Origin of the sequence: Sorangium sp. So ce176 (assembly GCF_051519835.1) — a bacterium.
In the GTDB taxonomy this organism is placed as follows: Bacteria; Myxococcota_A; Polyangia; order Polyangiales; family Polyangiaceae; genus Sorangium; species Sorangium cellulosum_G.
The window spans coordinates 391074-406287 of sequence record NZ_CP150371.1 but is presented as its reverse complement, the minus strand read 5'-3'; the positions used below and the strand labels follow the sequence as shown (position 1 = coordinate 406287).

The 15214-nt window shown below is 74.0% G+C and carries 17 protein-coding genes, 1 pseudogene and 1 riboswitch; all 18 genes and pseudogenes read left to right on the top strand.

Features of this window, described 5'->3' with window-relative positions; genetic code table 11:
• Positions 1-251: 251 nt before the first annotated feature.
• A riboswitch (cobalamin riboswitch) is annotated at positions 252-457 on the top strand.
• A gap of 132 nt (positions 458-589) precedes the next feature.
• The 18 genes and pseudogenes from WMF42_RS01565 (at position 590) to WMF42_RS01480 (ending at position 15129) form a co-directional block, all read left to right on the top strand.
• Positions 590-1267 carry an energy-coupling factor ABC transporter permease gene (locus WMF42_RS01565; RefSeq protein ID WP_199693704.1) on the top strand — a complete coding sequence of 226 codons (678 nt, stop codon included), beginning with the start codon at positions 590-592 and terminating at the stop codon, positions 1265-1267.
• Positions 1264-1599 carry a hypothetical protein gene (locus WMF42_RS01560; RefSeq protein ID WP_434045134.1) on the top strand — a complete coding sequence of 112 codons (336 nt, stop codon included), beginning with the start codon at positions 1264-1266 and terminating at the stop codon, positions 1597-1599. Before WMF42_RS01565 ends, WMF42_RS01560 begins: the two co-directional genes overlap by 4 nt.
• A 34-nt stretch (positions 1600-1633) precedes the next feature.
• Entirely contained in the window at positions 1634-2350 is a 717-nt protein-coding gene (locus WMF42_RS01555; protein ID WP_437689874.1) for a CbiQ family ECF transporter T component, read from the top strand.
• Complete coding sequence (locus tag WMF42_RS01550; RefSeq protein WP_437689873.1) at positions 2347-3195, top strand: energy-coupling factor ABC transporter ATP-binding protein; 849 nt, start codon at positions 2347-2349, stop codon at positions 3193-3195. Before WMF42_RS01555 ends, WMF42_RS01550 begins: the two co-directional genes overlap by 4 nt.
• Entirely contained in the window at positions 3171-4358 is a 1188-nt protein-coding gene (locus WMF42_RS01545) for a CbiX/SirB N-terminal domain-containing protein (RefSeq protein WP_061606578.1), read from the top strand. Before WMF42_RS01550 ends, WMF42_RS01545 begins: the two co-directional genes overlap by 25 nt.
• A 114-nt stretch (positions 4359-4472) precedes the next feature.
• Positions 4473-5174, top strand: coding sequence for a TetR/AcrR family transcriptional regulator (locus tag WMF42_RS01540; protein ID WP_437689872.1), 702 nt, complete (start codon positions 4473-4475; stop codon positions 5172-5174).
• Complete coding sequence (locus WMF42_RS01535; RefSeq protein ID WP_061606576.1) at positions 5171-5908, top strand: ABC transporter ATP-binding protein; 738 nt, start codon at positions 5171-5173, stop codon at positions 5906-5908. Before WMF42_RS01540 ends, WMF42_RS01535 begins: the two co-directional genes overlap by 4 nt.
• On the top strand, positions 5905-6672 hold the full coding sequence (locus WMF42_RS01530; protein WP_061606575.1) for a hypothetical protein: 768 nt from the start codon (positions 5905-5907) through the stop codon (positions 6670-6672). The genes WMF42_RS01535 and WMF42_RS01530 overlap by 4 nt, the downstream gene beginning before the upstream one ends.
• The gene (locus tag WMF42_RS01525) at positions 6669-7475 is read left to right on the top strand and encodes a hypothetical protein (RefSeq protein ID WP_061606574.1); all 807 of its coding nucleotides are present in this window, start codon (positions 6669-6671) and stop codon (positions 7473-7475) included. Before WMF42_RS01530 ends, WMF42_RS01525 begins: the two co-directional genes overlap by 4 nt.
• A 161-nt stretch (positions 7476-7636) precedes the next feature.
• Entirely contained in the window at positions 7637-8038 is a 402-nt protein-coding gene (locus WMF42_RS01520) for a DUF3209 family protein (protein WP_434045126.1), read from the top strand.
• A 22-nt stretch (positions 8039-8060) separates the two neighbouring features.
• Complete coding sequence (locus WMF42_RS01515; protein WP_061606572.1) at positions 8061-8795, top strand: FAD-dependent oxidoreductase; 735 nt, start codon at positions 8061-8063, stop codon at positions 8793-8795.
• A gap of 16 nt (positions 8796-8811) precedes the next feature.
• Positions 8812-9939 carry a cobalt-precorrin-5B (C(1))-methyltransferase gene (locus tag WMF42_RS01510; RefSeq protein WP_061606571.1) on the top strand — a complete coding sequence of 376 codons (1128 nt, stop codon included), beginning with the start codon at positions 8812-8814 and terminating at the stop codon, positions 9937-9939.
• The gene (locus WMF42_RS01505; RefSeq protein ID WP_437689871.1) at positions 9936-10658 is read left to right on the top strand and encodes a precorrin-8X methylmutase; all 723 of its coding nucleotides are present in this window, start codon (positions 9936-9938) and stop codon (positions 10656-10658) included. The genes WMF42_RS01510 and WMF42_RS01505 overlap by 4 nt, the downstream gene beginning before the upstream one ends.
• Entirely contained in the window at positions 10655-11944 is a 1290-nt protein-coding gene (gene cbiE, locus WMF42_RS01500) for a precorrin-6y C5,15-methyltransferase (decarboxylating) subunit CbiE (RefSeq protein WP_437689870.1), read from the top strand. Before WMF42_RS01505 ends, cbiE begins: the two co-directional genes overlap by 4 nt.
• Positions 11941-12741, top strand: a complete 801-nt coding sequence (gene cobI / locus WMF42_RS01495) for a precorrin-2 C(20)-methyltransferase (protein ID WP_437689869.1) — start codon at positions 11941-11943, stop codon at positions 12739-12741. Before cbiE ends, cobI begins: the two co-directional genes overlap by 4 nt.
• Complete coding sequence (locus WMF42_RS01490) at positions 12738-13877, top strand: cobalt-precorrin 5A hydrolase (protein WP_061606567.1); 1140 nt, start codon at positions 12738-12740, stop codon at positions 13875-13877. The genes cobI and WMF42_RS01490 overlap by 4 nt, the downstream gene beginning before the upstream one ends.
• Positions 13870-14673, top strand: a pseudogene (gene cobJ / locus WMF42_RS01485) (precorrin-3B C(17)-methyltransferase); the annotation flags it as partial. The gene WMF42_RS01490 and the pseudogene cobJ, both read left to right, overlap by 8 nt.
• Positions 14674-14712: 39 nt before the next feature.
• Positions 14713-15129 carry a hypothetical protein gene (locus tag WMF42_RS01480; RefSeq protein WP_061606565.1) on the top strand — a complete coding sequence of 139 codons (417 nt, stop codon included), beginning with the start codon at positions 14713-14715 and terminating at the stop codon, positions 15127-15129.
• The last annotated feature ends 85 nt before the right edge of the window (positions 15130-15214 follow it).

The window sequence follows — 15214 nt, the reverse complement described above, 5'->3', positions numbered from 1 at the left end:
AGAGCTCGCTCCCTGACGCCGCCTGGCTGCTCGGCGGGCGGAACATCGCGCGCGCGGCGCACAACGGCGGCACCGGACCGTCCGCTCGCGGGGACGCGGGGCGCGACGCGGTGGGAAGGCGAGCACGAGCACAGACGAAGAGCGCCGGCCCCTCGGACGAGGGCCCGGACGGCACAGGGCGGGCTGGACGGCGAGGGCGCGGCGCGACCTCCTTGACGCCGGGCGCGAAACGGGACTACCGAGCACCCCTCTGACAATCCATTTCCTCGGGTGCCCTCAGGGGCATAACAGGGAAGCCGGTGCGAATCCGGCGCGGTCCCGCCACCGTGAATGGGGAGCTGCATCCGAAGACCACTGGGCCTCCTGAAGAGACCTGGGAAGGTGGACGCAGCGCCGGGAGCTCGAACAGCTCCCCGAACCCATGAGCCGGGAGACCTACCCGAGTCCCACGAGGTGCAGCTTGCGCACGTCTTCGTGGCGTTCGGGTGCGGACTTCACCCGGCACGCCAACATCGGTCTTCCCGGCCGTCCTGTCGTTCTCTTCACCGCGTTCCTTGCCGCGTCGCTCGCGGCGAGGCCCGCGGTCGCGATGCACCTCGCAGAGGGCGTCCTGCCGCTCGGGTGGTGCGCGGTCTGGACCGCGATCGCCCTGCCCTTCGTCGCGATCGCCCTCCACCTGCTCCGGCAGCGCACCCAGCAGGACGCCTTCTACAAGCCGTTCGTCGGCCTCGTCGCCGCCGCCGTCTTCGCCATCTCGTGCATGCCCGTGCCGGTGCCGACCGCCGGGACGTGCTCCCACCCGTGCGGCACCGGGCTCGCCGCGGTGCTCATCGGGCCCTGGATGGCCGTCCTCGTCACCGTGGTGGCGCTCCTCATCCAGGCCCTCTTCCTCGCGCACGGCGGGCTCACGACGCTCGGCGCCGACGTCGCGTCGATGGGCATCGCGGGCGCCTTCACCGGGTACCTCGCCTTCCGGCTCGCGCGGCGCTGCGGCGCGAACCTGTGGGTCGCGGGGTTCCTCGCCGGCGTGACGTCGGACTGGGCGACGTACGCGACAACGGCGCTCGAGCTCGCCCTCGGGCTCGCGGGCGAGGGGTCGGTGACATCGATGTTCACGGCCGTCGCGCTCGCCTTCGTCCCCACCCAGCTCCCGCTCGGCCTCCTCGAGGGCGCGATGACAGCCGGGGCCCTCGTCTTCCTGCGCTCCCGGCGGCCCGACATCCTGGAGCGGCTCCGGGTCGTCCCGCTCGCCGCGGGGGCGTCGTGACCCGGCCCCCGGTGCCGCGCCGGCCGGCCGCGCTCGCCGCGGCGCTCCGGCGCGCCGCGCTGCCGCTCGCCGCGGCGCTCTGGCTCGCCGGGTGCGGCAACGCGTCCTGGGACGGCGTCGACGAGGCCGTGGTCCGCCGCGTCGCCGAGGACGCAGGGCGCCACGACACGGGGCCGGTCTTCGGCCTGGAGGGCGACCTCCTCCTCTTCGCGTTCCTCTGGGCGGGGCTCCTCGCCGGCTTCGCCCTCGGCTACTTCTCGCGCGTGCTCTTCGTGGAGCGCGCCGATCAGCCCGCCGCCAGGGCCGGCGGCGACGGGCTCCGTGCGGAGTGACCCGCCCGCGCCGCCCCGCGGCCGGCTCCGCGACGTGGACGCCAGGCTCCGCCTCGGGGCCGCGGTGGCGGCGTGCTGCGTCGCCGCGGGCGCGCGCTCGCCCTGGACGCCGGCCGCGCTGCTCGTCCTCGCGTGCGCCGCCCTCCGGCTCCAGGGCCTGACCGCGGGCGAGATCCTCCGCGCCTTCGCGCCCGCCGCGTGGATCGGCGGCCTCGCGGCGGCGCTCGCGCTCGCGCTCACCCCGGGCGAGCCGCTGCTCGCCGGCGCGGCGTTCCCGCTCGACGCGGTCACGCGCGAGGGCGCCCGCCGCGCCGCGGCGATCGGCGCGCGCGTCCTCGCGGCGGCCGCGGTGCTCAAGTGGCTCTCCCGCGCGGCCGCCCCCGCCGAGATCGAGGCGGCCCTTGCCGGGCTCGGCGCGCCCGCGGCGCTCGTCGAGCTGCTCGCGCTGGCGCGGCGCTTCGCCGGCGTGCTGCAGCGCGCGGCCGACAGCGCGTGGAGCGCCGCCGCCCTCCGCGGCGGGTTCAGGCGGCCGGCCGCCGCCGCGCGCTCGGCCGGCGCTGTCGCCGGCGTCGTGGCGCTCCGGACGCTGGAGCGCTCCGAGCACGCCGCCGTCGCGATGCAGCTCCGCGGCTACCGGGGCAAGCTCCCGGTCGCCGACCGCCGCGCGAGCGCGCCCGCGGCGAACCTCGCGTTCGCCGCCGCCGCCGCCCTGGCGCTGACGCTCTGCGTGGCCGCGGGAGGCGCGGGGTGAGCGCGATCGCGCTGCGCGCGCCGGCGATCGCGATGCGCGCGACGGCGATCGGCTACCGCGGCGGCGCGGCCGTGCTGCGCGACGTGCGCCTCGACGTCGCCGAGGGCGAGTCCGTGGCGGTGCTCGGCGGCAACGGCGCCGGCAAGACAGCGCTGCTCCGCGCGCTCGTCGGGCTCCTCCCCGCGCCCGGCGGCGGCGTCGAGATCGCGGGCCGCCGCGTCAGCTCGCCGTCGGACGCCGTCGCCGCGGGCGCCGCGCTCGTGCTCCAGGACCCGGACGACCAGCTCCTCGGCGCGACCCTCCTCGACGACGTCCTGTTCGGCCCGCGCAACCTCGGCCTGCCGGCGCCCGAGGCGCGGCGCCGCGCGGAGGCGGCGCTCTCCGCCGTGCAGATCGCGCACCTCGCCGATCGCGCGATCGAGGCGCTGAGCTTCGGCGAGCGCAAGCGCGCGTGCATCGCCGGGATGCTCGCGATGCAGCCGCGCGTGCTGCTGCTCGACGAGCCGACCGCGGGGCTCGACCCCGAGGGCGAGCTCGCCCTGTGCCGGACGCTGCGCGCGCTCTCGGAGCAGCAGGGGACCACGCTCGTCACCGCGACGCACGCTGTCGATCTCGTGCCGCTCTTCGCCACGCGCGCGGTCCTGCTCGGCGACGGGCAGGTCCTCGCGGACGGGCCGCCGCGGGAGGTGTTCGCGCGGGGGGAGCTGCTCGCGCGGGCGCGCCTGCGGCGGCCGTGGGTCGCGGAGCTCTGGACCCGGATGACCCCGGCCGAGCCGCGCGGCCGCGCAGGACTTCCGCTCACCCTGGAGGAGGCGCTCGCATGCATGACGAAGGGCTCCTGCTGATCGGCCACGGCAGCCGCGACGCCGCGTCGAACGCCGAGTTCGAGGCGCTCGTGGCCGAGCACCGCGCGGCGCGGCCCGGGCTCGTCGTGCAGCACGGCTACATCGAGCTCGCGACGCCGCACCTCGCCGACGCGCTCGCGGCGCTCGCGGCGCAGGTGTCCCGGGTGGCCGTCGTGCCGCTCTTCCTGTTCGCGGCGGGGCACGTGAAGAACGACATCCCGCTCGCGCTCGAGCAGGCGCGGGCCGCCTTCCCGGGCGTGCGCTTCTCCGCGGCGCGGCCCCTCGGCGTGCACCCGGCGCTCGCGGAGATCGCCTTCGAGCGGGCGGCGTCCGTGCTGCCGGAGGAGCCGGCGGCGCGCGCCCGGACGGCGCTCGTCGTGGTGGGGCGCGGGGCCAGCGACCCGGACGCGAACGGCGATTTCTGCAAGATGGCGCGGCTCATCGGCGAGGGCCGGGGGCTCCAGCTCGTCGAGCCGACCTTCATCGGCATCACCCGGCCCTCGGTCGAGGAGACGCTCGAGCGCGTCGCGCGCCAGCGGCCCGAGCGCGTCGTTGTCGTCCCCTACTTCCTCTTCGCCGGGCGGCTCATGACCAGGCTCGCCGAGCAGGTCGACCGCTTCTCGGCGACGTACCCGTGGATCCGCGCGTCGCTCGCGCCGCACCTCGGCCGGTCGAGCGCGCTGTCCGGGCTCATCGACGAGCGCGCGCGCCAGGCGCTCGCCGGCGAGGCGCCCCTCCCCTGCGACACATGCATGTACCGCACGGCCCTGCCGGGCCTCGCGCGCGAGGTCGGCGGGCTGAAGGCGATGCTCTACAGCGTCCGCCACACGCTGACGCACACGCAGGCGTCGAACCACCCGCACGCGCACCGCTCGCTGCGCAAGCACGTGCTCGTCTGCGGCAACGCCGACTGCGTGGACCGCGGCAGCCTGGCGCTGCTCGAGGCGCTGCGCCGGCGCCTGAAGCAGGCGGGCCAGCAGCAGCAGATCCGCGTGACGAGGACGTCGTGCATGGGGCGCTGCGGCGAGGGGCCGACGGTGGCCGTCTACCCGGACGGGGTCTGGTACCGCGGCGTCCGCGAGGAGGACGCGAAGGACCTCGTGGAAGAGCACCTGCTCGGCGACCGGCTCGTGGCGCGGCTCGTCGACGACATCATGCAGTGAGGCGCGGCGCCAGGCCGGCGCGCCTCCTCGCGTGACCCGTGCTCCGCTCACCCCGTCCCGCCGCGGGTCGCCACCAAATTTGACTCAGATGTCCGGATCAGTCATATAAGTATCTTGCCAGCTCGCCGCCCCGACAAGCCCCGCGACCCTGCGCGGCGCGCCAGGATCCTCGAAGCCGCCAGGCGCCACTTCATCGAGCGCGGGTTCAAGGGCACCAACCTCGACGCCGTCGCCGCCGAGGCCGGCTGCGCGAAGGGCGCCCTCTACCTCGAGTTCGCCGACAAGGAGTCGCTCCTGCGCGAGGTGGTCGAGCGATCGTTCGCCGCGATCCGCGCGCGCTTCGCCGCCGAGGTGCTCGGCCTGGAGTCCCCGCTCGATCGCCTCGTCGCGACCCTCCGCTTCGCCTACCGCCAGCAGGCGGCCGAGCCGCTCTTCGGCAAGCTCCTCCGCGAGGACCCCGACCTCCGCGCGCTCCGCCTGCTCGACGACGCCGCGAGCGCCGCCGCCGCGAAGGCGCAGCTCGCCCAGATCAACGGCTGGGTCGACGAGGGCATCGCGCGCGGCGAGATCCGGCCCGACGTCGATCGCGACGCGATCCCCTTCGTCCTCGGCGTGCTGCGCTTCGCGCCCCAGCACCTCGGGCTGGTCACGTCGTTCAGCGCCTTCGCCGGCGAGCGCACGCTCGACGCGATCGCCGACATCTTCCGCGCCGGCCTGGCCGCGCGCCCCGCGGCGACGTCCACGGAGACGACCTCCACGAACACGATCCCCACGAAGCAGCGCGCGACAGCGTCGCGCGCGAGGAGCAAGCGATGAACCAGGCGATCGAGGTGAACGCGCTCGGCAAGCGCTTCGGGAAGGTCACGGCCGTCGACGGCGTGAGCTTCACCGTGGCGGCCGGCGAGATCTTCGGCTTCATGGGGCACAACGGCGCCGGCAAGACAACGACCTTGCGCATGCTCCTCGGCCTGACCCGGCCCACCGCGGGCACCGCGCGCGTGCTCGGGCGCGACGTCGTCCACGAGACGCTCGAGGTCCGACGGAACGCGGGTTACCTGCCCGCGTCGTACTCGCTGCCCCCCGACATGACGGCGCGCGGCTTCCTCCACTACATCGCTGCGATGTTCGCGCTGCCCCGCGACGTCGCGGCCGCGCGCGCCGACGCCCTCCTGCGCCGCTTCGGGATCGAGCGCGAGGCCGACCGCCCGCTGCGCGGCTTCTCCACCGGCATGGCCCAGAAGGTCGGCATCGCCCAGGCGCTGATCAACGAGCCCGCGGTGCTCCTGCTCGACGAGCCGACCTCGGGCCTCGATCCCCTCGGCCGCCACGAGCTCCTCGAGGTGCTCCGCGCGCTCGCGCGCGAGCGCGGCGTCACCATCGTGTTCTCGTCGCACATCCTCTCCGACGTCGAGGCCCTCTGCCGGCGCGTCGCGGTCATGCACCGCGCGCGCCTCGTCGCCTGCGACGAGGTCGAGCGCCTCAAGGACGCGCACGGCGCGCGCACCATGGACGATCTCTACCTCGCGCTCGTGCGCAGGGAGGCCGCGTGATCCGCCTCCTCTGGCTCGACTACCTCACGACGCTCCGCGAGCGGAAGACGTGGCTCTGCGTCGCGATGCTCGCCTACGCCCTCGTCGCGATCCCCGTCGTGCTCGCGCGGCCGCCCGATCACGTGCGCGCCGCGATCTCTGCCTGGTTCGGCGACGCCACGCCGTTCCAGGTCTTCATGTACGTGTGGATCGACCTGACGATGAACAAGGTGATCGCGTTCCTCCCCGTGGTGCTCGCCAGCGGCGTCGTGCTCCGCGAGCGCGACACCGGCGTGCTGCCGCTCCTCGCCAGCAAGCCGCTCTCGATCCCTCGCTACTTCGTGCTCCGCGCGCTGAGCGCGTGCGCGGTGATGGTGACCCTGCACGTCGCGACCCAGCTCGCCGGCGCCGCCTACTTCACGGCGCGCGTCCCCGGCTTCCGCCCCGGCCCCTTCCTCGGCGCGATGTCGCTCCACGCCTTCGCGGCGCTCTTCGCGACAGCGCTCTGCGCCGCGATCGCCGCGTGGGTGAGGCACCGCGGCGCCTCGGCGCTGATCGGGTTCGCCACGCTGGGGGGCCTCGTGGGCCTCTCGCTCATCGGCTTCTACCAGCCCGCCTGGCGGAGCCTCACCCTCGCGAACCCGATCACCCTCGGCGCGCTCGGCCTCGGGAGCCTCGACCACCTCGGCCCCGCCGTGCTCGGCCCCCCCATGCTCGCGCTCACCGCCCTCACCGCCCTCACCATCGCGGTGGGCGCCGCGGGCGTCCGGAGGATGGAAGCATGACCCGGGCGGCCGCCCCCGCCGCGGGCTCGCTCCGCGGCTACTTCGCGCTCGAAGCGCGCCGCGCCCCGCTCCGCGCCTCGCTCGTCGCGGCGATCGCCGGCGTGCTCGTGGTGCTCGGCAGCCACGCGCTCATCGTGCGCCTGCCGGCGCAGGTCATCCGCTTCCTCGAGCAGGCCTTCGACATCGAGGGGATGGCCGCCGTGCTCCTCATCAACGATCTCCTCGCCACCTATTTCGTCGCGTACTTCGTCGCCCTGGCGGGCCTCGTCGACGCGACGGTCACGGCGCGAGAGGAGCACCGGCTCGAGCTCCTGCTCGCCAAGCCGATCCGCCCCCGCGTCCTCCTCGCCGCGCGCGCGGCGCCCTCGCTGCTCGCCGGGGCCGGGGCGGGCGTTGTGGTCGCGGCCTGTACAGCGGTCGCCGTCGCGCCGTACATCGCGGCGCGCGACATGATCAGCGTGGCCGGCGCGCTCGGCGGCGGCCTCTTCCTCGTCGCGCTCGCGATCGCGCTGCTCTCGGCGCTCCTGCCGCTCCTGGCGCGGATGCGAGACGGCTTCCACGCGCTCCTGGTCGCGTCGGGCGCATGGATCGCGCCGCTGATGCCCACGGCGGCGTTCATCTACCGGCCCGACGCGTTCGAGGCGCACGAGGGGCTCAGGGAAGCGAGCGTGCTCGCGTCGCTGCTCTGGAGCGACGCCACCTCGGCCTGGCTCGGCCCGGCCGCGCTGGCGATCGCCGCCCCGCTCGCCGCGATCGCCGTCGCCGCCGCGGGCGTGCTCCTCGAGCGCACCGACGCGCTCTGATCCCGGCACCCCCGATCGGAGCGGCGCGGCCGCCCCGCCCGACGAGGCGACACCGGACCGCGCTACGGCTCGCGCACACTGCGGCGCTCGCTTCTCTTCTCCCGTCCTGCTCCTTCCCGCGCTCCTCCCTAGCTGGTAGGAGGCCGCACAGGAGAACCGACATGGCCTGTCACGAGATCGCCGCGCTCCGCCTTGGGCTCATGAACATCCTGGGCATCGACGACCCCGGCGAGCGCGCGCACGAGCTCGCCGAGCTCGGCCCCGCGGCGGCCGAGCCGGGTCCTGTCTCGGCGATGCTGCGCGCCGGAGATCTCAGGAGCCTCTCGCGCCTGTTCGAGGGGTCGCTCGCCGAGCTCCAGGAGAAGGTCGCGAAGACCCCTGCGGGGGACGCGAAGCTGCCTTACCTGCGCTCGCTGCTCATCCTCACGAAGCAGGTCGAGCTCGACCTCCGCGCCCAGGTCGACGGGCTCGGCCGGCTCTACAGGGAGCTCGAGGAGATGCACGACTTCGTTCACGAGATCTACCCGGCAGAGCAATCCGAGGAATCAGCGCCGGCCGAGTGAGCCGAGGAGACGGAGTGGACCCATGGCCCAGGGCAGCGCGAAGATCAGGATCGCCCACGCGGAGCCGATCGGGCAGGGCGCCCGGCTGCTGCGCGTCGAGCGCGTCGACGGCGCGGAGCTCGGCTTCGCCGGCGGGCAGTACGTGATCATCAACAGCGGGGTCACCCTGCCCGGCGGCAAGCTCGCGAAGCGCGCCTACTCGATGCTCTCGAGCGACGCCGAGCAGCGCGCCGTCGAGATCGCGGTCAAGCGCATCGGCGCCGGGCCGGCGTCGAACGTGCTCAACGACATCGCCGTGGGCGCGGAGCTCGAGTGGAGCGGCCCCTGGGGCAAGCTGCGGCTCCCGCCCGGCTTCTCCGGCCGCGCGCTCGTGATCGCCACCGACACCGGGATCACCGCGGCCCTCGGGATCGCGCGGAGCGCGGCCGCCGCCGGCGCCGCGCAGCTCGACCTGCTCTGGCTCGTCGAGGAAGGCGACTATTTCGTCCCCGAGGCGTTCGTCCGCGAGCGCCTCCCCGCCGCCGCCCGCCTGACTGTCGCCGGCGGCTTCCTCCCTGTCGGTCACCCCGAGCGGCCGGCGCGCGCGTGCGCGCTCGTCGGCGATCACGTCGCCGACGGGCCCCGCGACGCCGTGCTCTGCGCGGGCGACGGCGCCGTCATCTACCCGATCCGCGACCGGCTCGCCTCGCTCGGCGCGCCGGAGGGCAGCGTGCTCCTGGAGAGCTTCTTCAACAACCCGCTGAAGAAGTCGTTGTAATCGTTCAGGATCCTGGATGGCAGAGCTCCGGCCGAGGGACCCGAAAGGGCAGCGCGAGGGGTTCACGACGGGCGCGTGCGCGGCCGCCGCGGCCAAGGCGGCGGCGCGCGTGCTCGCGCGCGGCGCGGCGGTCGACGCCATCGAGACGACGCTGCCGAACGGGCAGCGGGTGACCTTCCCGCTGAAGCGCTGCGACCGCGACGGGCCGCGCGCGACGTGCAGCGTCATCAAGGACGCCGGCGACGACCCGGACTGCACCCACGGCGCCGAGCTCGTCGCCGAGGTCGAGCTCCGCCGCGAGCCGGGCGTCGAGATCCGCGGCGGCGACGGGGTTGCCGTCGTCACCAAGCCGGGGCTCGGGCTGGCGGTCGGCGCGCCCGCCGTGAACCCCGTGCCGCGCCGGAACATCACCGAGATGGTCCTCGAGGAGCTCGAGGGCTCGGGCTTCGCCGGGGCCACGGTCACGATCAGCGTCCCCCAGGGCGAGGAGATGGCGAAGCAGACAATCAACGCGCGCCTCGGGCTGATCGGCGGGATCTCGATCCTCGGGACGAGCGGGATCGTGAAGCCGTACTCGACCGCCGCCTTCCGCGCGAGCGTGGTGCAGGCGATCGACGTCGCGGCCGAGCGCGGCATCGCGACGCTGGCGCTGACCACCGGCGGCAAGTCCGAGGCGTACGCGATGAAGCTCTACCCGGAGCTGCCGGAGGAGTCGTTCATCCAGGTGGGCGACTTCATCGGCACCGGGGTGCGCCACGCCGCGCGGCGGCGGATCGCCCGCGCGATCATCGTCGGCATGATCGGCAAGCTCTCGAAGATGGCCGACGGCAAGATGATGACGCACGCGGCCGGCTCGGAGGTGAGCATGGAGCTGCTCGCGCAGATCGCCGAGGAGCTCGGCGCGCGGCCCGAGATCGCGGCGGAGATCCGGCAGGCGAACACCGCGCGCCACGTGCTCGAGCTGTGCCAGCGCGAGGGGCTCACCGGCGTGCCCGGCGGGATCTGCCGGCGCGTCGTCGAGCACACGTCGCGGCACGCGGGCGGCGCCCTCGAGGTGCACGCGTGCCTCGTCGATTTCAACGGGGCGCTGCTCGGCCGGTACCCGGCCGGCGGCGCCGGTGAAGACAGAGCGGAGGAGCCATGAGCGGTGCGATGACCGGTGCAGACGCGCGCGCGGCGAACGACATGCGGCAGATGACCGCGCTCGGCCGGCGCATCGAGGACAGGAGCTTCGCGATCATCGACGAGGAGGTCGGCGACCACGGGTTCCCGGACGCGGAGTGGCAGGTCGTCCGCCGCGTGATCCACGCGACGGCGGACTTCGAGTTCTCGTCGCTCATGCGGCTCCACCCCGAGGCGATCGCGCGGGGCATCGCGGCGCTCAAGGGCGGCGCGCCGGTGCTCGTCGACGTGAAGATGATCGGCGTCGGCCTGAACGAGCAGCGGCTCGCCTCCTACGGCTGCAAGATCCACTGCTTCATCTCGGACGACGACGTCATCCAGGCCGCGTCGGCGGCCGGCTCGACCCGCGCGATCGAGTCGATGCGCAAGGCGCACCGGCTCGGGCTGCTCGACGGGGCGGTCGTGGCGATCGGCAACGCGCCGACGGCGCTGCTCGAGGTCGTGCGCCTCGCCCGCGAGGAGGGCGCGCGGCCGGCGCTCGTGATCGGCGTGCCTGTCGGGTTCGTGTCGGCGGCGGAGTCGAAGGAGGCGCTGATCGAGTCCGGGCTCCCGTCCATCGTGGCGCGCGGGCGCAAGGGGGGGAGCCCGATCGCCGTCGCCATCGTCCACGCGCTGCTGCTCCTCTCGGCGGAATCGGCGCAGGCGACCGTCGCCCCGGAGCCGGCCCAGGTGTCGCGATGAGCGCGCGCCGCGCCGTGACCGTCGTCGGCATCGGCGACGACGGGTGCGCCAGCCTGTCGAGCCGCGCCGCGTCCGCTGTCGCGCGGGCCGAGGTGCTCGTGGGGGGCGAGCGGCACCTCGAGTTCTTCCCGCAGTTCCGCGGCGAGAAGATCGCCCTCAAGGGCGGGCTCTCCGCCGTGCTCGACCGCGTGGAGAGCCTGTCGGCCGAGCAGAACGTGTGCATCCTCGCCTCGGGCGACCCGCTGTTCTTCGGGATCGGCGCGCTCGTCGTCCGGAAGCTCGGCGGCGAGCACGTCGAGATCATCCCGAGCCTGAGCTCGGTCCAGTGGGCGTTCGCGCGCACGGGCATCGCCTGGGACGACGCGGCGTTCGTGTCGGTCCACGGGCGCTCGCCCGAGGGGTTCGCGACGCGCCTGCGCCGGCTCTCGAAGGTCGCTGTGCTGACCGACGGCGAGAGCTCCCCGGCCCGCCTCGCGGCGCGGCTCCTCGAGCACGGCGACGCCGGCTGGAAGGCGTGGGTCTGCGAGAGCCTCGCGGGCGCGGGCGAGCGCGTGCGCGCGTTCGAGCTCGCCGCGCTCGCGTCGTGCGAGGACATCGGGCCGCTCAACGTGCTCCTGCTCCTGCGCAGCGACCCGGCGTGGCGGCCCGCTCCGGCCGTCCCCTACCTGCACGAGGACGCCTTCGCCAAGCGCATGCCGAAGAACGGCCTGATCACGAAGCGCGAGGTGCGCATGCTCTCGATCGCGTCGATGGCGATCCGCCCCGACGCGGTGGTCTGGGACGTCGGCGCCGGCTCGGGGTCGGTCTCGATCGAGGCGGCGATGCTCTGCCCCCTCGGGCGCGTCTACGCGATCGAGGTCGACCCGGAGGGCGTGGAGATCTGCAGGGACAACGTCCGCGCGCACGGGGTCGACAACGTGCGCGTCGTCGCGGGCCGCGCGCCCGAGGCGCTCGGCGCGCTCGAGGACCCGGACGCGGTGTTCGTCGGCGGGAGCAAGGGGAGCATGGAGGAGATCATCACGGCGGCGCTCGATCGGCTGCGGCCCGGCGGCCGGCTCGTGGTCAACGCGATCACGATGGAGAACGTGGCCGAGACGTACCGCGCGCTCCGGGCGCGGGGGCTCGACCCCGAGATCACCCTGCTCTCGGTCTCGCGCGGCGTCCCGCTCGCGCGCTACATGCGCTACGAGGCGCTGAACCCGATCCACATCTTCGCCGCGACGAAGCCGGCGAAGGCGCAGGAAGCGGCGCCCGGCGCGGCGCCGTCCCCCCCGGAGGCTTCATGAGCGGCCTCGGCAAGCTCCACGGCGTGGGCGTCGGCCCGGGCGCGCCGGACCTGCTCACGCTGCGGGCCGTGCGCGTGCTCGAGGGCGCGGACGTGCTCGCGCTCCCCCGCAGCTCGGATTTCGGCGCCTCGATGGCCTACCGGATCCTCTCGCCGGTCGTCGGCAAGCGGCAGGACCAGGAGCGGCTGCTCCTCACCTTCCCCATGAGCAAGGACCCGGATCGCGTCCGGCCCTACGTCGAGGCGGCCGTCGACAAGATCGTCGAGCGGCTCTCGCGCGGCCTCTCCGTCGCCTTCGCCACCGAGGGCGATCCGTCGCTCTTCAGCACGTTCGTCTATGTCCGCCGCGAGGCGCTCCGCCGCCTCCCCGGGCTCGAGGTCGAGGTCGTCCCCGGCGTCACCTCGGTCACAGCGGTCCCGGCCGTGAGCGGGCTGTCGCTCGCCGACGGGCAGGAGCGGATCGCCATCCTCCCCGCCACGTACGGCGTCGACGACCTGACCGACGTGCTCAAGCGCTTCGACACAGTGGTCCTGATGAAGATCGGCCCGGAGATGCCGAAGGTGACCGAGGCGCTCACGCGGGCAGGCCTGCTCGATCGGGCCGTGTTCGTGTCCAAGGCGACGATGCCCGAGCAGCGGATCGTCCGGGACCTCCGCGCCGCGCAGGACGAGCGGGGCGACTGCTTCGCCATGGTGGTTGTCACGCGCGGGGAGCGCAGCGGGCTGCTCGTCGGGGAGGCCGAGGCCTCGCTGCCGGGCAGCTTCGACAGGGCTGTTAATGAACCGGAGATGTCATGATCGCCGCGCGGAAGCCGTACGCCCTCTACGCGATCACCCGCCACGGGATCGCCATCGCGCGGAAGCTCGCCGAGGGGCTCCCGGGCGCGGATCTCTACGTGTCGCAGAAGCTCTTCGACGGGGCGCCGGAGGGCGCGAAGCCGCTCCCGCTGCCGATGGGGCCGCTGCTCAACGAGGCGTTCACCGCCTACGACTGCCACGTCTTCGTGATCAGCGTCGGCGCCGTGGTGCGGATGATCGCGCCGCTCTTGAAGAACAAGAAGGTCGATCCGGCGGTCGTTTGCGTCGACGACACGGCGCGGTTCTCGATCTGCGTGCTCTCCGGGCATGTGGGGCGGGGCAACGCGTTCACCGAGAAGGTGGCCTCGCTGCTCGGCGCGCTGCCGGTGGTGACAACGGCGTCCGACGCGCTCGGGACGCTGACTGTCGACATCCTCGGCCGGGAGCTCGGCTGGACGCTCGACGACCCGGACCGCAACGTGACCCGCGGCTGCGCCGCCGTCGTGAACGCCGCGCCCGTGCTCTTCGTCCAGGAGACGGGCGAGCCGTCGTTCTGGCCCGAGGACAAGCCGCTCCCGCCCGGCGTGCGCTACGCGACGTCGCTCGACGGCGTGGACCCGGAAGCGTGGGAGATCCTCCTCGTCGCGAGCGACCGCGACCTCGCCCGCTCGCACCCGGCGATCGTCGAGCGCGCCGTCGTCTACCGGCCGAAGAGCCTCGTCCTCGGCGTCGGCTGCGACCGCGGCGCGCCGCTCGACATGGTCGAGCGCGGGGTCGACAGGCTGCTCGCGGAGCACGGGCTCTCGGCGGCATGCGTGAAGGCGCTGGCGACGATCGACAAGAAGGCCGACGAGGAGGCGCTGCTCGCGCTGTCGGCGCGGCGGGGGTGGCCGCTCGTGACGTTCACGCCCGAGGAGCTCGACGCGACCGAGGGGATCGAGAACCCGTCCGAGACCGTGAAGAAGCACGTGGGCGCCCGGGGCGTCGCCGAGCCGGCCGCCCTGCGCGCGGCGGGGGCCAAGAAGCTGCTCATGCCGAAGCGGGCGTACACGGAGGAGGGCGTGGGGCGGTCCATGACGCTCGCCGTGGCGCGCGTCCCGTTCGCGAAGCGCACCATCGAGGAGAGTCATGGGTGACAAAGGAGTCCTGTCGATCGTCGGGATCGGCCCCGGCGCCGAGGCGCACGCGTCCCGCGCCGCCCTGGAGGCGATCGCCGCGTCGGATCTCATCGTGGGGTACACGACGTACATCCGGCTGGTGAAGCACCTCATCGAGGGCAAGGAGATCATCAAGACCGGCATGACCGAGGAGATCGGCCGGGCGCGCGCCGCTGTGGAGCGGGCGCGGGACGGCGGGCGGGTCGCGATCATCTCGTCGGGCGACGCGGGCGTGTACGGCATGGCCGGGCTCGTCTTCCAGGTGCTGGAGGAGATCGGCTGGAAGCGGGGCGAGTCGCCGGAGCTGCGCATCGTGCCCGGCATGACCGCGCTCAACGCGTGCGCGTCGCTCGTCGGCGCGCCGCTCGGCCACGACTTCTGCGCCATCTCCCTGTCCGACCTCCTGACGCCGTGGCCGGTCATCGAGCGGCGGCTCGAGGCCGCCGCCGCGGCCGACTTCGTCATCGGCCTTTACAATCCGGCGAGCGGGCGGCGCACGCGCCAGATCGTGCGGGCCCAGGAGATCATCCGCCAGCACCGGGCGGGCACGACGCCTGTCGCGCTGGTGAAGAGCGCTTACCGCAAGCTGGAGAGCGCCGTGCTCACCGACGTCGACCACTTCCTCGACTACGAGATCGGGATGCTGACCACGGTGCTCGTCGGCTCGACCAACACCTTCATGTTCGAGGGATACATGGTCACCCCGCGCGGATATACAAACAAGTACACATGGGATGGGGAGGCGCTCCCGGGCCAGACGCCGGGGCGCACGCTCGTGCTCTCGGACGAGAGCGTCACCGCGGAGGAGGTCTAGATGGCACGCGTAGGGAGGCTGGGCGGCGCGATCCTCGCCGAGACCCAGGGAGAGTATTACCTCGTCGGCAACACAAAGGCCCCTGTCGACTTCCGGGAGGCGGGGTTCGAGCCGCCGGACGAGGTCGAGCTCGTGAAGGGGGCGTATCTCCGGCTCAAGCCGCTGCGCGAGGTCACGGTGGCGGCGCCGGCGCTGCTGCTCGACGTCGAGGGCGAGGAGCTCGCGAAGAAGCTCGTCCAGCGCTTCGTGATCGACAGGAACGGCTCGGTGAGCGAGCGGCTCTGGCGGCTCGTCTACAGCCCCGACGACCCGCTCGACGACGCCGAGGCGCCGGTCGAGCGGGACGCGCGGTGGCTCGGGGACATCCCGGAGCCGATCTGGCAGCTCGTGCGCGACAACGTGCTGCGCTGCCTCTGAGCTCGGCTCCTGGCGCACGCCGGCGGAGCTCGCGAGCGGCCAACGCCGGGCGCGCTCCCACAATGCGCCTCAATCCCTAGGACAA

Excerpts from the sequence above, each read along its gene's own strand:
- WMF42_RS01565 (WP_199693704.1), top strand. The coding sequence starts at position 590 with ATGCACCTCGCAGAGGGCGTCCTGCCGCTCGGGTGGTGCGCGGTCTGG.
- WMF42_RS01545 (WP_061606578.1), top strand. The coding sequence starts at position 3,171 with ATGCATGACGAAGGGCTCCTGCTGATCGGCCACGGCAGCCGCGACGCC.
- WMF42_RS01535 (WP_061606576.1), top strand. The coding sequence starts at position 5,171 with ATGAACCAGGCGATCGAGGTGAACGCGCTCGGCAAGCGCTTCGGGAAG.
- WMF42_RS01525 (WP_061606574.1), top strand. The coding sequence starts at position 6,669 with ATGACCCGGGCGGCCGCCCCCGCCGCGGGCTCGCTCCGCGGCTACTTC.
- WMF42_RS01520 (WP_434045126.1), top strand. The coding sequence starts at position 7,637 with ATGGCCTGTCACGAGATCGCCGCGCTCCGCCTTGGGCTCATGAACATC.
- WMF42_RS01515 (WP_061606572.1), top strand. The coding sequence starts at position 8,061 with ATGGCCCAGGGCAGCGCGAAGATCAGGATCGCCCACGCGGAGCCGATC.
- WMF42_RS01510 (WP_061606571.1), top strand. The coding sequence starts at position 8,812 with ATGGCAGAGCTCCGGCCGAGGGACCCGAAAGGGCAGCGCGAGGGGTTC.
- WMF42_RS01505 (WP_437689871.1), top strand. The coding sequence starts at position 9,936 with ATGAGCGGTGCGATGACCGGTGCAGACGCGCGCGCGGCGAACGACATG.
- cbiE (WP_437689870.1), top strand. The coding sequence starts at position 10,655 with ATGAGCGCGCGCCGCGCCGTGACCGTCGTCGGCATCGGCGACGACGGG.
- cobI (WP_437689869.1), top strand. The coding sequence starts at position 11,941 with ATGAGCGGCCTCGGCAAGCTCCACGGCGTGGGCGTCGGCCCGGGCGCG.
- WMF42_RS01490 (WP_061606567.1), top strand. The coding sequence starts at position 12,738 with ATGATCGCCGCGCGGAAGCCGTACGCCCTCTACGCGATCACCCGCCAC.
- WMF42_RS01480 (WP_061606565.1), top strand. The coding sequence starts at position 14,713 with ATGGCACGCGTAGGGAGGCTGGGCGGCGCGATCCTCGCCGAGACCCAG.